General features: G+C 68.2%; 13 protein-coding genes and 1 pseudogene. 5 read left to right on the forward strand and 9 right to left on the reverse strand.

The genetic code is table 11. The features are described 5' to 3' along the window. Positions 1 to 4: 4 nt before the first annotated feature. Together HBO46_RS08020 and HBO46_RS08025 are read left to right on the forward strand one after the other, a co-directional pair. Entirely contained in the window at positions 5 to 358 is a 354-nt protein-coding gene (locus tag HBO46_RS08020) for an OB-fold nucleic acid binding domain-containing protein (protein ID WP_166139825.1), read from the forward strand. Continuing rightward, positions 355 to 1,110: a DUF3159 domain-containing protein gene (locus tag HBO46_RS08025; protein WP_224769441.1), complete on the forward strand. Its 756-nt coding sequence runs from the start codon at positions 355 to 357 to the stop codon at positions 1,108 to 1,110. Before HBO46_RS08020 ends, HBO46_RS08025 begins: the two co-directional genes overlap by 4 nt. Positions 1,111 to 1,125: 15 nt before the next feature. Here HBO46_RS08025 and HBO46_RS08030 read toward each other — a convergent pair whose 3' ends face one another. Together HBO46_RS08030 and HBO46_RS08035 are read right to left on the reverse strand one after the other, a co-directional pair. Further along, on the reverse strand, positions 1,126 to 1,797 hold the full coding sequence (locus HBO46_RS08030; RefSeq protein WP_166139826.1) for a potassium channel family protein: 672 nt from the start codon (positions 1,795 to 1,797) through the stop codon (positions 1,126 to 1,128). Between the two features lie 3 nt (positions 1,798 to 1,800). Beyond that, positions 1,801 to 2,463 (reverse strand): potassium channel family protein, encoded by a 663-nt coding sequence (locus HBO46_RS08035; RefSeq protein ID WP_153322920.1) that lies wholly within the window; start codon positions 2,461 to 2,463, stop codon positions 1,801 to 1,803. Between the two features lie 54 nt (positions 2,464 to 2,517). Here HBO46_RS08035 and HBO46_RS08040 point away from each other — a divergent pair, with 54 nt between their 5' ends. Continuing rightward, complete coding sequence (locus tag HBO46_RS08040; RefSeq protein ID WP_166139827.1) at positions 2,518 to 4,560, forward strand: APC family permease; 2,043 nt, start codon at positions 2,518 to 2,520, stop codon at positions 4,558 to 4,560. After that, on the forward strand, positions 4,557 to 5,726 hold the full coding sequence (locus HBO46_RS08045) for a class I SAM-dependent RNA methyltransferase (protein WP_166139828.1): 1,170 nt from the start codon (positions 4,557 to 4,559) through the stop codon (positions 5,724 to 5,726). Before HBO46_RS08040 ends, HBO46_RS08045 begins: the two co-directional genes overlap by 4 nt. Before the next feature lie 551 nt (positions 5,727 to 6,277). Here the strand turns inward: HBO46_RS08045 and HBO46_RS08050 are convergent. From HBO46_RS08050 to HBO46_RS08075, 6 genes and pseudogenes are all read right to left on the reverse strand, one after another. After that, positions 6,278 to 7,330: a hypothetical protein gene (locus HBO46_RS08050; RefSeq protein WP_166139829.1), complete on the reverse strand. Its 1,053-nt coding sequence runs from the start codon at positions 7,328 to 7,330 to the stop codon at positions 6,278 to 6,280. Between the two features lie 867 nt (positions 7,331 to 8,197). Next, the gene (locus HBO46_RS08055; protein WP_166139830.1) at positions 8,198 to 8,518 is read right to left on the reverse strand and encodes a hypothetical protein; all 321 of its coding nucleotides are present in this window, start codon (positions 8,516 to 8,518) and stop codon (positions 8,198 to 8,200) included. After that, complete coding sequence (locus tag HBO46_RS20540; RefSeq protein WP_224769442.1) at positions 8,515 to 11,136, reverse strand: SUMF1/EgtB/PvdO family nonheme iron enzyme; 2,622 nt, start codon at positions 11,134 to 11,136, stop codon at positions 8,515 to 8,517. The genes HBO46_RS08055 and HBO46_RS20540 overlap by 4 nt, the downstream gene beginning before the upstream one ends. Continuing rightward, a complete protein-coding gene (locus HBO46_RS08065) occupies positions 11,129 to 11,881 on the reverse strand; it encodes a class I SAM-dependent methyltransferase (RefSeq protein ID WP_166139831.1) in 753 nt (250 codons plus the stop codon). Before HBO46_RS08065 ends, HBO46_RS20540 begins: the two co-directional genes overlap by 8 nt. Then, entirely contained in the window at positions 11,794 to 13,119 is a 1,326-nt protein-coding gene (locus HBO46_RS08070; RefSeq protein ID WP_166139832.1) for a hypothetical protein, read from the reverse strand. The genes HBO46_RS08065 and HBO46_RS08070 overlap by 88 nt, the downstream gene beginning before the upstream one ends. Before the next feature lie 230 nt (positions 13,120 to 13,349). After that, positions 13,350 to 14,665, reverse strand: a pseudogene (locus HBO46_RS08075) (IS3 family transposase). 265 nt (positions 14,666 to 14,930) lie between these two features. Between HBO46_RS08075 and HBO46_RS08080 the strand changes: the two are divergent. Then, a complete protein-coding gene (locus tag HBO46_RS08080) occupies positions 14,931 to 15,245 on the forward strand; it encodes a hypothetical protein (RefSeq protein ID WP_166139833.1) in 315 nt (104 codons plus the stop codon). 16 nt (positions 15,246 to 15,261) lie between these two features. Here the strand turns inward: HBO46_RS08080 and HBO46_RS08085 are convergent, their stop codons facing one another. Then, positions 15,262 to 17,886, reverse strand: a complete 2,625-nt coding sequence (locus HBO46_RS08085; RefSeq protein WP_166139834.1) for a DEAD/DEAH box helicase — start codon at positions 17,884 to 17,886, stop codon at positions 15,262 to 15,264. Positions 17,887 to 18,067 lie beyond the last annotated feature (181 nt).

The following is an 18,067-nucleotide window of genomic DNA, read 5'->3' on the forward strand; positions in this document are numbered from 1 at the left end:
GCGCGTGAGCCGGCTGCGCCGCACCCTGAGCCGCTGGGCCGACACCAGCGACCAGGAGGCCCGCGACCTGCGTGAGACCCACACGGGTCGGGGCCTCGACACGATCGCCGAGGCACCCGACCGGGTGCCGGTCCGCCTGCGCGGCACCCTGCGCACGGTGACGCTGCGCCCGCGCGGCGGCGTACCGGCGCTGGAGGCCGAGCTGGTGGACGGCACGGGATCGATCACCGTCGTGTGGCTCGGCCGGCGTCGGATCGCCGGCATCAAGCCGGGCACCACCATCCAGGTGCAGGCCCGCATCGGCCACCAGGAGGGCACCCGCATCATGTACAACCCGCGTTACGAGCTGCTGCCGTGAGCGACTCCCCACAGGACCGCGACCCCGCGGATGCGCCGTCGCGCGCGGTGCCCACCGTCGCCACCGTCGAGGCGCTGGTGCGCTCCCAGATGGCCACCGCGCTGGGGGGCCGACGCGGGATGGTCGAGGCCGGCATCCCCGGCATGCTGTTCACGATCCTGTGGCTGAGCACCAAGCAGCTCCAGCTCGCCCTGGTGGTCAGCCTGGTCGCCGTGGGCGCGGCCATCGTGGCCCGGCTGGTGCAGCGCAGCACCCTGCAGTACGCCCTCAACGCGCTGTTCGCGATCGGCATCGGGTGGCTGTTCGTGCGGATCGCCGCGAGCTCGGGCGGCTCGGAGTCCGACCAGGCCCTGGCGTTCTTCCTGCCCGGGATCCTGGTGAGCCTCGGCTACACGATCGTGATGGCCGGCTCCTGCCTCGCCGGCTGGCCCTTCATCGGGTTCATGCTCGGCAGCGTCACCGGCGATCCGACCGCCTGGCACGACGACAAGCAGATCGTGCGGCTGTGCAACCGGCTCACCTGGGTCTTCCTGGCCCCCGGCGCGATCGGCGTGCTGCTCCAGGGACCGGTGTGGCTGCTCGGCTGGGCGGACGTGATCGACGTCGACCTCGCGGTGCTGCTCGTCGGCACCTTGCGCCTGGGACTGGGCTGGCCGCTGCGGATCGCCTCGTGGAGCGCGATGGTGTGGCTGCTGGCCCGCAACGCCACGCCGCTCGGCGACGACGCCGAGGCGCCCGCGCAGGAGGCCTGACCCGGGGGCTGTGCGTCAGCCGCCGTGGTGGCGCGGGGCAAGCAGCCGCTCGAGCTCGTCCTCGCGCTCGTCGGGCACCACGAAGAGCAGCTCGTCGCCGGACTCGATCGGCTGCTCCGCGTCCGGGGCGTACACCTGCCCGTCGCGCAGGATGGTCACCAGCGCGCAGTTCTCCGGCAGCGGGATCAGCCCCGCCGGCTTGCCGACGTACGGCGAGTCCGCGGGCAGCGTCATCTCGACCAGGTTGGAGTTGCCCTGGCGGAAGGTGAACAGCCGCACCAGGTCGCCGACGGTGACGGCCTCCTCCACGAGCGCGGACATGATGCGCGGGGTGGAGACGTTGACGTCGACGCCCCACGCCTCGGTGAACAGCCACTCGTTGTTGGGGTGGTTCACCCGCCCGACGGTGCGGGGGACCCCGAACTCGGTCTTCGCGAGCAGCGAGGTGACCAGGTTGGCCTTGTCGTCGCCGGTGGCGGCGATGACCACGTCGCAGCGGTCCAGGCGCGCCTCCTCCAGCGAGGAGAGCTCGCAGCAGTCGGCCAGCAGCCACTCGGCGTCCGGGACGCGCTCGGGCTTGATCGAGTCGGCCTTCTTGTCGATGAGCAGGACCTGGTGTCCGTTGTGGATCAGCTCGCGGGCGATCGAACGCCCGACGGCGCCGGCTCCGGCGATGGCGACACGCATGGCTCAGCTCTCCTCGGGTCCGCGGTCGATGACCTTGAAGGCGTGCGGGGCGCCGTCCTCGCGCATCACGAGGTGGATCAGGTCGCCCTCCTGGATCACCGTCTCGCGGTTGGGGAGCATGCCCTCGCCGAGCCGGTCGATCCAGGCGATCCGGCTGCGGGTCTGGGTCTGGAAGTCGATGGTGCGCTGCCCGACCCACTTCTCGGGGACCGGGACCTGGTCGAGCCGTATGGTGCCGGAGGGGTCACGGAAGTTGGGCTCGGCGCCCGCGGGCAGCAGCCGGCGCAGCACCTGGTCGGCCGTCCACTTCACCGTGGCGACCGTGGTGATGCCGAGGCGCTGGTAGACCTCCGCGCGCCCGGGGTCGTAGATGCGCGCGACGACCTGCTGGATGCCGAACGTCTCGCGGGCGACGCGCGCGGCGATGATGTTGGAGTTGTCGCCGCTGGAGACCGCGGCGAAGGCGTCGGCGCGCCGGATCCCGGCCCGCTCGAGGACCTGCTGGTCGAAGCCGTAGCCGGTGACCTTGTCGCCGTTGAAGCCCGGGCCCAGCCGGCGGAAGGCGTCGGGCTCGCTGTCGATGACCGACACCGTGTGGTTGCGGTCCTCGAGGCTGCGCGCGAGCGTCGAACCGACGCGGCCGCAGCCCATGATCACGACATGCACAGCAGAACCGTAGCGCCCCTCGGATCCTGCGGGCTGGTGCCGTAGCCTCCGCTCGTGGGTGTCGGCGATGTCTCCAAGCGGATCCTCCTCGGCCGCAAGCTCCGCAGCTCGCAGATCGAGGGCACGCTGCTGCCCAAGAGGGTCGCGCTGCCGGTGTTCGCCAGCGACGCCTTGTCGTCGGTGGCCTACGCCCCCGACGAGGTGTTCATCATGCTGTCGCTGGCCGGCGCGTCGGCGTACGCATGGTCGTGGAAGGTCGCGATCGCGGTCGCGCTGGTGATGGCCGCGGTCGTCGCGTCGTACCGCCAGACCGTGCACGCCTACCCCAGCGGCGGCGGCGACTACGAGGTCGCCAAGGTCAACCTGGGCCCGGCCGCGGGGGCCACGGTCGGCAGCGCGCTGCTGGTGGACTACGTCCTCACCGTCGCGGTGTCGATCTCGGCCGGGGCGCAGTACGCCGCCTCGGCGGTCCCGTTGCTCAGCGGGCACGAGGCGTCGTTCGCGGTCGCGCTGATCGTGGTGCTGATGGCGATCAACCTGCGTGGGGTGCGCGAGTCGGGGACGTTCTTCGCCGTACCCACCTATGTCTTCATGATCGCGATCCTCGGCATGTGCGTGCTCGGGATGGTGCAGTGGGCCTCCGGCGACCTCTCGCCGGTCGAGAGCGCGGACCTGACCATCACCCCCGAGCCGGGGTGGGAGGAGCCGCTCACCACCGTCGGGCTGGTGCTGTTGCTTGCCCGCGCCTTCTCCTCGGGCTGCGCGGCGCTGACCGGCGTCGAGGCGATCTCCAACGGCGTGCCGGCGTTCCGCCGCCCCAAGAGCCGCAACGCCGCGACCACGCTGGCGCTGCTGGCGATGATCGCGATCACGATGATGGTCAGCGTCATCGTGCTCGCGCGGCAGATGGGCCTGCGGTTCGTGGACCCCCACGACCTCGACCGGCTCACCCGCGACGGGGAGCCGCTACCGGCGGGCTACGACCAGCACGCGGTCATCGCCCAGATCGCCGAGGCGGTCTTCCGGGACTTCCCGCCCGGCTTCTACCTCGTGGTCGTGGTCACCGGCCTGATCCTGGTGCTGGCGGCCAACACGGCCTTCAACGGCTTCCCGGTGCTGGGCTCGATCCTGGCCCAGGACGGCTACGCGCCCCGGGCGCTGGGGTCGCGCGGCGACCGGCTGGCCTACAGCAACGGCATCGTGTTCCTCGCGGTGATGGCGATGGCGCTGGTCTGGGTCTTCGACGCCCAGACCACCCGACTGATCCAGCTCTACATCGTCGGCGTCTTCGTCTCCTTCAACCTCAGCCAGCTCGGCATGATCCGGCACTGGACCCGCCACCTGGCCACCGAGACCGACCCCGCCGTTCGCGCGAAGATGGTGCGCTCGCGGGTGATCAACACCATCGGTCTCGCCTTCACCGCCGTGGTCCTGGTGATCGTGGTGATCACCAAGTTCCTCGAGGGCGCCTGGCTCACGATCTTGGCGATGGGGATCTTCTTCGTGCTGATGCGCCGCATCCACGGCCACTACGAGAACGTCGCCGAGGAGCTGGCCGCCGACGAGGAGGACAAGGTGCTCCCCACCCGGGTGCACGCGATCGTCCTGGTCTCCAAGCTGCACAAGCCCACGCTGCGGGCGCTGGCCTATGCCAAGGCGGCGCGTCCCAACGTGCTGGAGGCCGTCTACGTCGGCACCGACGACCTCGCCACCAACCGGCTCCTGGAGGAGTGGGATGATCGACGCATCGACGTGCCGTTGAAGGTCCTGCACTCGCCCTACCGCGAGCTGGTCCGGCCGATCGTCGAGTACACCACTGCCATCCGTCGTGCGAGCCCGCGCGGCGTGGTCGCGGTGTACATCCCCGAGTACGTCGTCGGCCGCTGGTGGGAGCAGCTGCTGCACAACCAGACGGCGCTACGTCTCAAGACCCGACTCCTCTTCAGCCCCGGTGTGATGGTGACCTCAGTGCCCTACCAACTTCGTTCCTCCGAGATCGCGCGCGAGCGCGAGCTGCGCGGCGAGCTGCGCCCGCGCGCCGGCGACCTGCGCCGCGGCCGCGCCGTCCGCTCCCGTGACCGGCAGGTGCCGCGATGAGCCGCGCCGTACGTGAGCGCCGCCCGCGCGGCCGCTCCCGCGTGGGGGAGCGGCACACCGTCGAGGTGGGCCCGATCGCCCACGGCGGGCACTGTGTGGCCCGGGTGCCCGTCGAGCCCGGCGGGAGCGAGACCCGCGTGGTGTTCGTGCGCCACGCGATCCCCGGTGAGCGCGTCGTCCTGCAGGTCACCGAGGGCACCGACGGCGACCGGTTCTGGCGCGCCGACGCGATCGAGGTGCTCGAGGCCTCCCCGGACCGCGTCACGCCCCCGTGCCCGTACGCCGGCCCGGCCCGCTGCGGCGGCTGCGACTTCCAGCACGTGGCGCTGGAGCGCCAGCGTGCGCTCAAGGCCGACGTCGTACGCGAGCAGCTGAGCCGCCTGGCCGGGCTGGACCGCGAGGTCGTGGTCGAGGCGGTGGCCGGCGACGTCCCGGAGAACCTCGCCGGGCTGCGCTGGCGCACCCGGGTGCAGTACGTCGACCTGCCGGGGCGCCGCCGCGGCATGCGTCAGCACCGCTCGCGGGCCACGGTCGCGATCGAGGACTGCCTGATCGCCCACCCTGCTGCGCGTGAGCCCGCACCCGGCGACCTGACCGAGACCGTCGGGCAGCACGAGTTCACCGTCGGCGGCGACGGCTTCTGGCAGGTGCACCCCGGTGCGCCGGGCACCCTGGTCGAGGCGGTCCTGGAGGCGCTGGAGCCCCGCGCCGGCGAGTCGGTGCTGGACCTGTACGCCGGGGTCGGGCTGTTCGCCCGCTTCCTCGCCGACCGGGTCGGCCCCACGGGCACGGTGGCCGCCGTCGAGGGCGACCGCACGGCCGCCGAGCACGCGGTGGCCAACCTCGCCGACGTCCCGGGCGCGGAGGTGTCCTGCGGCAGCGTCGCCGACGTGCTGGGGGAGTCCTTCACCGCACCGGTCGACCTGATCGTGCTGGACCCGCCCCGTGAGGGCGCCCGCCGCGCCGTGGTCGAGCAGATCGTCGCGCGCACCCCGCGCGCGGTGGCCTACGTCGCCTGCGACCCCGCCGCCCTGGCCCGCGACATCGGGATCTTCGCCGAGCACGGCTACCAGCTGGCCAGCCTGCGCGCGTTCGACCTGTTTCCGATGACGCACCACGTGGAGTGCGTCGCGCTGCTCGAGAGAACCGGTTCTGACCTGCGATGACGCGATTGGCGGTGGATTCGTAAAGCTCCGCCGACCCGCCTTATGACCCACTTTGGGGCACGGCATCCACGATCGGCACGCCGGAACCGGGGCGCGTCGGGGGCCTAGCGAGGCAGGAGAGCGTGCAGGATCCGGCGCAGACGGGTACGTACTGGCTGGCGCAGGTACGGCGAAGCAAAGGGGCTACTTGGCGGGTGCAGGCTTCGGCTCCGACCCGGCCCCTGGGCAAGACGCTCGGTGGCCGCCCGGTAGTCCGGCACGACAAGCTTTCGTCTGATGTAGAGGCGCTCGCTCACTGTCGCGGGATATGTGGCCGAGTTGGTTCTTGGCCACGTCGGCGTCGTAGAGCTCGTCGATCTCGGTTGCGACAGTCCGGCGAATGAGTGCGGCGGGGTCGGCTGCACGGATCGGCGACACGCCACGGCCTCCGGACACGCCGGGACCGTTCAGAGCGTCGGCGACCTGCTGCTGATGGAGCATTGGGCGACCTGCCAAAGGAGATCCACGGCGCCGATCTCGCTGCTGCTGCCTATTCGGCCCGGCTGAGCGACTTATGGCTGCTGCGACCACCCTGGCCAGTTGTCGAACCGCTGGAACTCCATCGGCGCGAGTTCCTGTTGTGCCTGCTGGGCCTTTGCGCCACCGCGGTCAAGCAGGTCGAGAAGCGAGTCCAGGCGGTCGCCGCCACGCAGTGCGATCACCCGGTCTGGGCCGAGTTGCTCGACGGTCACTCGTGCAGTCGACCAGATCGCGGCGACGAACTGGTGAGAGAAGAGGGCGAGCGGCACGACGTCCATTCCGCTGAAATGGAACTGCAGAGAGTCGTTCCCACCCGGATCCCTAAAGGTGAGCTCATCATCTCCGCTGAAGAACCACTGTTCGGCGAGGTCAAGTTCATCAGTTTGCATGGACGCGCGACGGACCCGCACCGCGAGGATGCACTTGCTGATGTCTGCGCTCTCACCCTTGTAGAGCGATGGCCGATCCTGACCGCCGGTTACGAACGCCAGCAGATCCGCGAACTGCTCAAAGTCGTTCGCCCTGATCCTCCAGCCTCGGTTCATCAGGTCGAACAACTGCCACGCGCCGCAGATTGTCGTCAGCCGTACGACCGGGTGCACTCCAAAGGACGCACCGGTCGCGCCTGGACCGAGGTCGATCAGCCGACCAAGCGTGTCATAGCGATATCGCGGCGGCAGGTGATCGATGACTCCGGGCGCGGACGGCGCATGCGGCGACAACCTCATGCGCTCCTTGAGTTCCAGCGCCCACGCAAGTGTGAAGCCAGCCACGAGGTCCGATGGCGTCTGCCAGCCGCTCGGATGATCTGAGAACACGGGTGAATCAAAGATGCCTTCGGCCTTACGCGTCGAAGGACCGGCCTGGGCTAGCTTGGCTGGCGGCGTTGCGGCTTGGATGGGCCGCTCGGCGCGGCGGGGAGCTAGGTCGTGAAGCGCCCTCGCAAGGTCGCTGCCCGGCTGGATCGAGAACGCCTCGTTCTCACCGGTCTTGAGTTTGATCGACAGCTCGTCAGAAACGACGCCCCCTGACACGGCGGCGAGGTCGGTCAGCCAGAGTTGAAACTCATTACGCCGGCTGAACATCCCGCCCGGAGTGAACGTCAGTACTCGAGCAGGCCAAGTCGTCAGGGCTAGCGTTCCGCGGACGGTGCGCCCGTTAGAAAGATGACTGGCCGCGACCCTGTGCGCAGGTTGGTTACTGGACGTCACGTCCCAGAACACTATTCCTAAGATCCGGCCAGTGCCGGTGTTTTGCGGAGGGCCGTCGGAGAGCCGAGCCGTGTCACGTCACCGATGGCGTCCGGACGCCCACGGGCCAGCCCTGACTCCGGTTCTTGGGCACGCTGAATCATCTAGTATCTGCTGGTGAAGTCGCGCCCAGTTTGTCGCCGACAGCTCCGCCACCTACCGGTGAAGCGACTGTGCGAGCTCGCCGAGGTGAGGCGCTCATCGTTCTACGTCTGGAAGATCGGGGCCGCCGGCCCGGCCGAGCGGGCCGCCGCGGACGCCGAGTTACAGGCGCGGATTCGTACGGTCCACGAGGCCGGGGGCAGACCCCTCAGCAGTACTGGCGGTGTCCTAGGGCCTCCTCGGGGCCTAGCTGACCTCGATCATCGACTCGGGCGGTCCTGGTTGGCTCAACTCGCTCGCACCCCTGTGCGCGTGGAACACGATCAAGTTCGCGTGGTTGGCCATCGAGCAAGTAATCCGTTCGTCCAGACGAAGTCACGGGTGACGGGCATGGTCACCGGTTCGTCGTCCGCCGGTGAGACAGACCCGCGTGTCTGGCCGACACGCCATGAGCCAACAAGTCCAACGCGCGAAACGCACACCAACGAGATCTCGCAACACAACCTCCGCAGTCGTGTTGCACCGACTAGTTGAGACCGCCGCGGCGGAACACTCTGGCATGGAGCCAGTTCCGCCCGCACGCCGTCAAGGTCCCGAGCCTCACAGCTCCTCGAGGTCGGTCTCGTCGGGCACAAGAGGTGTGGAGTTCTCGGTGTACAGGTCGTCCAGCGTGGCGTCGGCGATCTTCAGGATCTGGCGCGCGCGCTGCTCACCCATCTCGTCCACCGGGGCGAACCGCACCACGTCTCCGGTCTTGAGCGTTCGGAAGCCCTCGGTGACCACATCGATGTACTCACACGTGTACTCCTCGCCTGAGTCGGCTCGAATCTTGTAGACGCTGCCAGTGCCGCGCGCACCACCCCCGCGGGCCACACTGGCGACGACCTGGCCCACCAGGTAGGCGGCTGCCGAGTCGGTCATGCGCCGATCTCCTCGGGCAGGACGATACGAAGACCGACGGCGTTGCTGCGGCCGTTCAACCGGTAAGCTCCCCGGCTAAACGTCCGCGTGCCGCGGATTGGGTTGTCGAACGACCCTCCGGCGATCACCGCATCGGGCACGGTCTCGAGACACGATGCAGTCCACTCCCAGACGTTCCCCGCCATGTCCAGACAACCGGACGGCGACATCCCGGTCGGAAAGGACCCAACGGCTGTCGGCTCTCCGGTCGCAAGGTCGCCGCGGTCATAGGCGGTGCGCCACTCGTCCCAGGAGGGGAAGAGCCGCGAGGACCAGTGGTCGGCGCAGTTAAGTCGGTCCGGGTCAGGCTTGTCACCCCACGGGAACAATCGGCCATCGCGCCCGCGAGCGGCTAACTCCCACTCGGTCGAGGTCGGAAGACGGCCGCCGGCCCAGTGGGCGTAGGACCACGCTCCCCACCACGACACGCAGGTTGCGGGATGCTCGGCGAATCGCGGGTCGTCGTACAGGGCAGGGATCTGGAGCCGTTCGTAGAACGGCAGCACGGTGGCACGTGTCGGTTGGAGCGGATGCTGGTACGTCGCTGGATCGTCACCGTCGACGGCCCGAAGGAACTCGGCGTACTCACCGGCCGTGACGAGTCGCCGCGCTATGTGAACCGGCGTTGGCTGCGCGTGGATCCGCAGCTGTCCGGGCGGGCCCACGAGGTAGGTCCCCGCGAGCACCCCTGGGCCTGGCTCGCTTCCGACGGCGAGAGCGCGGACGAAGTCCCGGCACTGGTCCGTTACCGCGACGCCGGCCAGCTCGGCGGAGTCGGGATGGCGGAGGTAGTGGTCCGCGGCGAGGTACTCACGGAAGACCTGGTGGCGAAACCGCAGCTCGCCCCGACTGACAGGCGCCATCAGGTCGAGGAGCCGGCACTGGTCCGCCTCGGGGATCCCGTCCACAAAAGCGGCCGGACCGAGGGACCGGAAAAGGTCGAAGACCGAGACCATGCTATTGCCGCGCAGGCAGTCGGCGCCGATCGCGTCGGCTAGGTCGTGCGTGGTCGCGCCGGCTTCTCGCGCGGCGCGGCCGACGAATTCTTCGACAAGCGGGAAGAGCGCACGGCCGTCCAGCCCTGTTCGGTCGGCAAGCAGCCGCATGAGCGGGGAAACACCCGGCCGGTCCGCGACCCCGGTGAGCCGGACGCAAGAGAAGTCGGGCAGAGACAGGACGTCGACGCCTTCGGACACCAGCCTGCTGGAGACCTTCTCGGACACGAGCGCGTCCCGATGCAGTAGCTGGCGGACGTATGGACTGTCGAGCAGGAAGGACTGGCGAGAGGTGAGCACGGTCGCCGACGACCGGGACAACAGGACGCTGAGCTGGCCGAACAGGTCCACGACTGCGTCGAGCCCGCCACCCGGCACGCCCTCGTCGATAGCGTCCAGCAGGCATACGCACCGCCCGGCGCGCACCAGGTAGAGGAAGCAGTCCCAGACCTGGAGACGGGGGATCGCAAACGCCGCTCCCAGCTGGCGCACCACGAGCTCGGGGAACGACTCGCCGTCGCGGCGGTCCCCGAGATCGAGGTAGAAGCGGTAGCGACCGCCGAGCGCGGGCTCCATGGCGAGCCGGAGCAGCATCTCGGACTTGCCCATTCCCCCCGGGCCGACGATGAGTAAATTTCCGCCGTCCGCCTCCTGCCGGCGAACTAGCGACTCGACGTCGGGAACGCGACGGATGGCGTACTCGAGGGTGCGCCTGTCGATGGTCAGCACGTCACCGATGAGGGGCAGCCGGTCGATTTCGGCACCGTGGTGGCGGAGTGCGGCCTGCTCGGCGGCCAACCGTGAGAGCTCCTTGGAGTCGACGACCGTGTCGAGGAACTGTTGGTAGCCAACGATGCGCGCCGGGCTGAGCGGCGATCCCGGGCTCTCCTCCTCCAGTTCGTCGTCGACGAGGACGAAGCGCGTCAGCTTCGGATAGCCGGTGCGCAGCAGGTCGCCGTGGGTCTCCTGGAAGATCTGACAGAGCTCCAGGTAGGACTGGCCAAGGACGATCTCGACGTAGTCGGCGTGGCTGCCTGCCTGATTGCCGAACTGGAGGTACGTCGTCGACGAGGTGAGGTCCTGGCGAAGCACGAGCCGATATCCCAGGGCGTCATACAAGCCGGAGACGAACTCGATGCGGGCGACCAGCTCCTCGTCAGGCACGATGTCGGCGGTCCCCGTGAGATCGTGCCGGGTCGCCTGCAACCACTCCAGAACGACGGCGAACCGGGCGATCGCGAGCAGCGCGTCCTGCTCCTCCACTAGGTAGCCGTCGTGGGCGGACCGGTTGCGGAGCTGTTGGATGTCCGCGAGCGCCTGGAGCACCCCGGGGCTGTTGACGTGCTCCTTGACGCCTTTGATCAGCTCGTTCAGGCCCTTGCCCTCGGGCTTGCCGATCACCTCGTAGTAGTCCCACGACTCTTTGAGGATCCGCTCGATGAGCTTGCCGACGAGCGTTACGGCGTTCTCCGGGAAGCCGGCGTCGATCGACTTCAGTGGCCGCTCGACATCGAGGCCGAGCCGGGTCACGATGACCTGCTGCGACTTGAGTTTCCCCCGCAGGTCATCGAGCCGGCTATCCATCACGGCTCCCGGTCACGAATACGAACCGATCGGCGAACCGGTAGACGCCGGACTCGGGAGCCGCTGCCTCCATTTCGCGTACGCCGGTCGCCAGTTCGGTGTCGCCGAAGGCGGAGAGCAACGACATGTAGCGGTCACGGACCATGTCGACGTAGGTGGCTACCGGGATCTCAAGCTCGAACGCCTCGTGCGCCACTGAGACCTGGAGGTGCGCGCTCCGCAGGGTCTCGGCGATGTCGTCGTAGTGCGGCTGCCTGGCCTCGAAGACCTCGTGCGCAGCACGAAATAGCGGGTAGTCGAGCGTGGGCGGCAGCAGCGCGATCACCAGGCGCCCGCCTGGGCCGAGCGCCGTCGAGAGGCGTCCGAGGGTGGCGGCCGGGTCCTCGAAGTGGTGGACGACCTCCTTGAGGAGCATCCGATCGACCTGCGGGACACCGCGCTCGGCGAGGGCGCGGACCGCATCGTCGGCGGCGGCGGGGACCGCCTCGACACCTTCGGGCGCCTGGCCAAGCATGGCCTGCGAGGGATCGAGACAAAAGACGCGGGCAGGCGGAGACATCAGCCGGCGCAGTCGGGCGCTGTAGATCCCCGTGCCGCCCCCGATGTCGAGCAGGGTGTCCGCTCCCGCGACGTCGAGGTGTTTCGCGATGGTGTCAGTCATCCAGGCGAGGTACTCCTCGCTGTACTCCCAGTTGGCGTTGTAGGTCGCCGCCAGGCGGTCGTAGTGCGAGCGTGTGTCGTCCACGTGTCTGAGGTCCTTCGGTTGGTGGCGAAGCGTCGTTGCAGAGACAGGCTGATCACGACCGCGACGAGCGCCGAGACCAGGAGCGACACGGCAGCGGCCATGTAGCCGGCCGAGGTGACGATCTGGGCCACCGCGAGTCCAACACCGATGGGGAACCCGATGACGGCGATCACGTTGAGCAGGCGGTTGGTGGTCTCGTCCTGGAGCATGCCGTGGAAGCGGACGCGGTCGGCCAGCTCGGCCACTACTTCTCGGAGCAGGTCCTGAGTCCGGTGCTGGGCTTGGAAAGCCGAGAGGATCTCGTTGGCGGGCCCGTGGTGGGTCACCCGGTCCCACCAGAGGTTGCTGCGCACGTCGTCCAGCCAGTACTGGATGTCCCGTAGCTCGGTGCTGGCGCTGGCCGAGTCCGTGGCGTTGACACTGGCGATCGCCTCGGCGAGACCGCTGAGAGCGTCCAACTGCATCCGGCCTAGGAGGATTGCATCGACGTACACCGACTGCACGAGGGCACTTGCGACGCTGTCGAGAAAGGCGTCGGGCTCGGGCCGTCCCAGGAAGGCGGCGCCGTCGCGGAGCACCATGCCGCGCCAGGAACGCGAGAGGGCTGTCTCCGGCGGAAGCGGCTCATCCGGGTCCGGATGGAAGCGGTCGGGTGGCGTCGCAGAGGCAAGGGCGAACAGCCACTGCGACCGCGCGGAGACGTCGATGTTCATGGAGTACGGCGGTGGGTCAGCCGAGTCCATGAGGCGGGCGAAGCAAACGGTGGTTGTGCGCTGCCGGAACGAGCGGCTCTCGGCGGGCAGCTCGCACCAGCCGTCGGCGAGGGTCCGGAGGTCCTCGTCATCGGTGTCGAAGGCGTCACCGCCGACGAAAGCGAGCTTGGCGAGCGTCTCAGTCACGCAGGAGCCGAGGCTGACATGGAGCAGGAGGTAGGCGGACGCGGAGCGCAGGCCGGAGTGGCGGACATGCTCGTTCCAGACGTACTCAACGGCAAGTACATCGGCGCCTCGGAACGTCGCGGGTTGTTCTGGCGTAGTCCACCAGCGGGCCGGTGATTGCTCGGATCCGTAAAGCGTCGCTGCCGCCCGGGGATAGAAGTATGTCGCCCGGTTGCCCTGCGTAGCTGCCGTGTCATTGACGCGCAGAGGCCACGGTCCTCGTGCCCAGCCGATCTCTTCGCGGCGAGCAGTGGGCGTGACGCGGACGATAATGGTGGCGACAGCGTCCTCCGTGAACATCGCCATCACATCCCCCGCGTCGCCAGCGCCTCATTCATAGGCAGCGGCAGTCATGCTACGGACAAAACCGGGCGTCCATGCGGGATCGGCCACATCGGCGTCCAGTCTTCCTGGGGACTGCTGCACGGATAGGTGGCATCGGTGCAGCAGTCCTTTCGAGCTGCCCGCCCATGTGCAGAAGCGGAGTGCATCCAAGGGGCTGAATTGCCCCGGGTTTCGTGGAGGCTCGGTTACTTGGAACCAGCCCCGGTCGGGACGGGTGTCTGAGGGTAGTGCGCGGGCGTGATCTGGGCCCAGTGGTTGGCCTCGAACTCGGCTGGCGGGACGAGTCCGATCTCGCCATGGAGCCGCCTGTGGTTGAACCAGTCGACGTACTCGGCGACGGCGATCTCTACATCGACCACGGACTTCCAGCCGCCCTTGGGGCGCATGACCGGGTTGCGGATGCACTCGGCCTTGAATAGCGAGTTGAGCGCCTCGGCCATCGCGTTGTCATAGGAATCGCCGCGGCTGCCCACGGACGCGACGGCCTCGGCTTCGGCGAGCCGCTCGGTGTAGCGAATCGCTCGATATTGAACTCCGCGGTCGCTGTGATGGATCAAGCCGGTGACGTCCTGGCCGGCCCGCTGCCGGGTCCACAGACCCATGTCGAGGGCATCGAGTGCCAGGTCGGTGCGCAGACTGGTGGACACCTGCCAGCCCACGATCATCCTGCTGAACACGTCCAGGACGAACGCGACGTAGGTCCAGCCGGCGTGCGTGCGGACGTAGGTCAGGTCGGCCACCCAGAGCTGGTTCGGGCCGGTAGCGATGAACTTCCGGTTGACCAGGTCCTCGGGACGCTCGGTCTCAGCACCATCGCCGAGGGTCGTCTTGCGGGTCTTCTCCCGCGGGATGCCCCGCAGGCCCTCGGCGCGCATTAGCCGCTCCACGGTGCACCGGGATGCCTTCGCGGTTGAGCTCGGCGTGGATCTTCCTGGCGCCGTAGACACCCAGGTTCGCCTTGTGGGCGACCTTGATGTCGGTGACCAGCGCGGCGTCTCTCACCGAGCGTGCCGAGGGCTCCCGGGTCTTGATCGCGTAGTAGCTGCTCGGAGCGATCTGCACGCCTGCTTCACGCAGGGCCTGGCAGATCGGCTCGACTCCGAGCTTCTTGCCTTCCACGATCCGGTTGCGGTGGGCGTCGATGTAGTCGACGATCACCGCGACCGGGACCTTGCGTTGGGCTACTTGATCTTGCGGTCGAGCTCCGCTGCGGCGAAAAACGCTGCGGACGTCTTGAGGATCTCGTTGGTCCGCCTCAGCTCACGCACCTGCTGCTCGAGCTCCGCGATCCGCTGCGCCTCAGCGGTGGTCGTGCCCGGACACGTGCCGCCGTCGATCTCGGCCTGCCGGACCCAGTTGCGCAAGGTCTCCGGGTGCATGCCGAGCTGCTCGGCCACGCGCTGGATCGCGCCTGCTTCGTGTCGGGATCCTGCCGAAGCTCCACCGCCATCCGGGTGGCCCGCTCACACAGCTCGTCGGGGTACTTCCTGGGTGCTGCCATGACTCTCATCCTCCATGGATTGAGAGCCTCCATCAGACCCGGGGCGATTCACCTCCTCGCGTGGGCGTCCTGATGACGGCGCTGCACGTTCTGCCGAGCAGGTCATGGCGGGGGCTCCAACTTGGCTGAACCTCGTCGTGGTCTTTGCGTGGGACGGCAGCAAGGTGATGCTCCTGGCTACACCGCCCAGGATGGCGCGCTCGCGATGGCCGCCCGACCTGGGGTCAAACCCGCAGCGGCGCGGGCGCGCTCGTAGCCTTGCGCCGTGAACGACGAACTTTCGCTGTTTGGCGACGAGCCGACGCCGGATGCTCCTATCGCACCCGCGGTGACCCCGATCGCGGAGTGGCAGATCAACCTGCTGCGGAAGGCGCTGGACGCGCGGAGTCTGACGACGATGTCCGAGAGGCAGTCGGTGATCGAGGCCGCTGCCGGCCGATCCGTGGAGTCACTACGCGCACTCACGCATGACGAGGGCTTGCAAGTACTTTCTCGTCTCGGCCAGGCACCTGTTTTGGGGCGAGCCTCCAAGTCGGCTTGGGACGACCGTGACGAGGACACCTGGATCGATCGGCTCTGACGGTGCGACCTGCCGGTCATGGCTGGCTGAGCAGGCGCTCGCGCTCCAGAGCCACGATCTCCCGTGCGACTTTGGCGTCGGAGATGTCGAACGCTTCCGGTGAGCTGTTGGCCGTTTCCGAGACGCGAGCGAACTCGGCGAACAGCTCGCTCTTCCGCGCCAAAATGTCGGTGATCCGCTTATCGACGCCATCTTCCGACAGAAGGCGGTGGACCTGCACCGACTCCAGTTGACCCATGCGGCGGGAGCGAGCGATCGCCTGCCACTCTGTCGTCGGCTTCAGCTGCGGCTCGCAGATCACGACGACCGAGGCAGCCTGGATGTTCAGGCCGACTCCACCGGCGACGATCTGCGCGACCAAGACAGCGCCGTGCCCCGCCCGCGAGAACTCGTCAACCATCTGCTGGCGTCTGGCTGCCGGGACCGAGCCGGTCAGCGGGCCGAAGACTTTGCCCGGCAGCACGGAGGCGATGTCGTCCAGCGCTCCTCGGAAGTGCGAGAACACGATGACCCGTCGTTCGTTGTCCTCTGCCTCTTCGACGATGTCGAGAAGGCGCTGCATCTTCTGGGAGTTGGACCCCGCACGAAGTGCAGCTTGTCGCATGGCCATGAAGTTGCCCTCCACGACGGCGGCTCGGTAGTGTCGCTCGTCGGCTGGCGAGAGCGGCATCCACTCGTTGACCTCCACGAGTTCAGGAAGCTCGGTCAGTACGTCTTCCTGGTTCCGGCGGAGGTATGCCGGGGCCACCTGCTTCCGAAACTGTCGTGGCGCGAACTCGGTGGCGCTCACGGTCAAGTCGGGCCGGAGGTAGCCGACCAGGTTGCGGAACTCCTCGATCCTGTTCTCGAGCGGTGTGCCGGTGAGCAGGATGGTGCGCTCGCATCCTTGGATCAGCGTGAGGGACCGTCGGGTCCGCTGAGCATCGGGATTCTTGATGTAGTGCGCCTCATCGAGCACCAGGCACGCGGGCTTTGCGCGATCCGAGATCTGTCCGTCCAACCAACCAAGACTGTCGTACGTCGTCACGGCAACGCCGCCGTTGCGAATCCAGGATGTCAGCGACCCATCGCGGCCTGGCCCATGCAGCCGGTGTGCTCGCAGGTCGGACTTCGCGGCGACCTCTCGAACCCAGTTGGTGACGACCGCCGCGGGGCAGACCACGAGAAAGTGGTGTGAGCCCTTGGCGCGCAGGTGAGTCAGGACGGCCAGCGACTCGACGGTCTTTCCGAGGCCCATCTCGTCACCGATGATCACCTTGCGTTGGACGAGGGCGAACCGGGCGCCGAAGGACTGGTAGCCGCGCAGGGACGCCTTCAGGTGGGTCGTCTCCAGCTTGAGATCGCGGATCGCCTCCAGGATCTCTGTAGGCAGATCGCCTTGACTCTTCTCCTCATCATCGGAGAGGAAACCGAGCTCGGAGAGCATCGCGAAGTAATCGGCAGGCCGACTGATGAAGTCGTCCCACGGGTCGTCGGCCGTCGAACTACCGGTCCCAGCGAGAAGCGAAGCACGGTTCGCGACTGCAGCGATCGCTGACCGCAGCTCCTGGACCGAGCGACCTTCTGGAACGACGACGACGTGCGAGACCTTCGGCTCCGATGCCGAGATGATCGGTCGCAGCGCCTCCGCGGCTTCGAGATCGGACGTGGCGCTCTTGATCGACCGGGCGGTGTCCCAAGCGCGCAAGGCCTTGAGGAGATCCGTCGCGGCTGCCGAGCGGTTCTTGATGTCGATCCGCACGGGCATCTCGTCGACAGTGGTCTGCCAGATGGTGCGCGCAGCACCGACCATGCGGTTGCCGGTCGTCTCGCCTACTCCAGGGAGGGTGAGGATCCGGCCCCCGTGGTCGAGAACCTGCTGCACGTTCTTGATGCCGGCGGACGTGAGTGCGGTGATCCGTACCTGTCCGTTCGTGGCGTCCCTGAGCCGCTCCACCGGCATGTCGGAGACCAGCCTTCGTGCCTCGGCTTGACGGACTGCGTTGCCGGCGTTGGCTATCGCGGAACGGAGGTCGCCTTCGCGCTGTACGGCGCGATCCATCGCGGTGATCGCCGAGGCGGCCGAGTCGAGCTCGGGACGCTCCAGGAGCTCCGACCCATTCGCCACGGACGATGCGAAGCCCACCTGCTCCGTCAAGAGTGCGGACGCCCCGATCGCAGGAACCGACTTCTTGTCCCAGCCCTCGAGGCGTTCCAGCTCGTCGGCGAAGCTCGTGCTACCGAGCCAGGCGTGGAACCCCGCGATCCACTCAGCGGCCTTGGCGCCAGCGTCCTTCCTGTCCTTGCCGGAGAACATCCGCCGCGCGCCGAGCACTGACTTCGCCTCGCTCGCCGCCCGTGCGAAGCCGTCGCCACTCATCTCCGCAATCGCGCGCGTGGCGTCGGGGGAGTAGGCCGGCAGCTGGTGGCCACGCGCCATTGCGGTGACGAGGTCCCCGTCTCCGGGCGTCAGAGCCAGCGTCCGCCATGCAACGCCACGTTCGCCCGTGACGGGCGCCAAGCGCGCCTTGAGGGCATCGCAAGCCATCTGGCGGTCGTCGGCGATGCGCTGCCGCTGCTTGCCGAGCTTCGCTGCTCGCTTCGCCCACCCGGTGACGTCTTCGGCAACGCTCTTGAGGCGCTGACGCTCTTCTCGTTCCATGACCCCCGCTGACTCAACCTGATCCTGGGAAGATTAGTAGGGACCGCCCCGACGGAACCGGCGGGATCGCGAAATGTCGGCCGCCCCGAGTACCGTTCGTAGGCTGTCAACCAGGAGGTCACTTCGTGCAGCTTGAAGAGCTGAAGCCCGGTCTGCGGATCGATGGGCTCATCCCCGCCGA

The sequence above is a fragment of the Nocardioides ochotonae genome, from assembly GCF_011420305.2.
In the GTDB taxonomy this organism is placed as follows: Bacteria; Actinomycetota; Actinomycetes; order Propionibacteriales; family Nocardioidaceae; genus Nocardioides; species Nocardioides ochotonae.

Coding starts and splice junctions, on each gene's coding strand:
- HBO46_RS08030 (WP_166139826.1), bottom strand. CDS start 1,797: ATGCGTGTCGCCATCGCCGGAGCCGGCGCCGTCGGGCGTTCGATCGCC.
- HBO46_RS08045 (WP_166139828.1), top strand. CDS start 4,557: ATGAGCCGCGCCGTACGTGAGCGCCGCCCGCGCGGCCGCTCCCGCGTG.
- HBO46_RS08050 (WP_166139829.1), bottom strand. CDS start 7,330: ATGTTCAGCCGGCGTAATGAGTTTCAACTCTGGCTGACCGACCTCGCC.
- HBO46_RS08055 (WP_166139830.1), bottom strand. CDS start 8,518: ATGACCGACTCGGCAGCCGCCTACCTGGTGGGCCAGGTCGTCGCCAGT.
- HBO46_RS20540 (WP_224769442.1), bottom strand. CDS start 11,136: ATGGATAGCCGGCTCGATGACCTGCGGGGGAAACTCAAGTCGCAGCAG.
- HBO46_RS08070 (WP_166139832.1), bottom strand. CDS start 13,119: ATGTTCACGGAGGACGCTGTCGCCACCATTATCGTCCGCGTCACGCCC.
- HBO46_RS08085 (WP_166139834.1), bottom strand. CDS start 17,886: ATGGAACGAGAAGAGCGTCAGCGCCTCAAGAGCGTTGCCGAAGACGTC.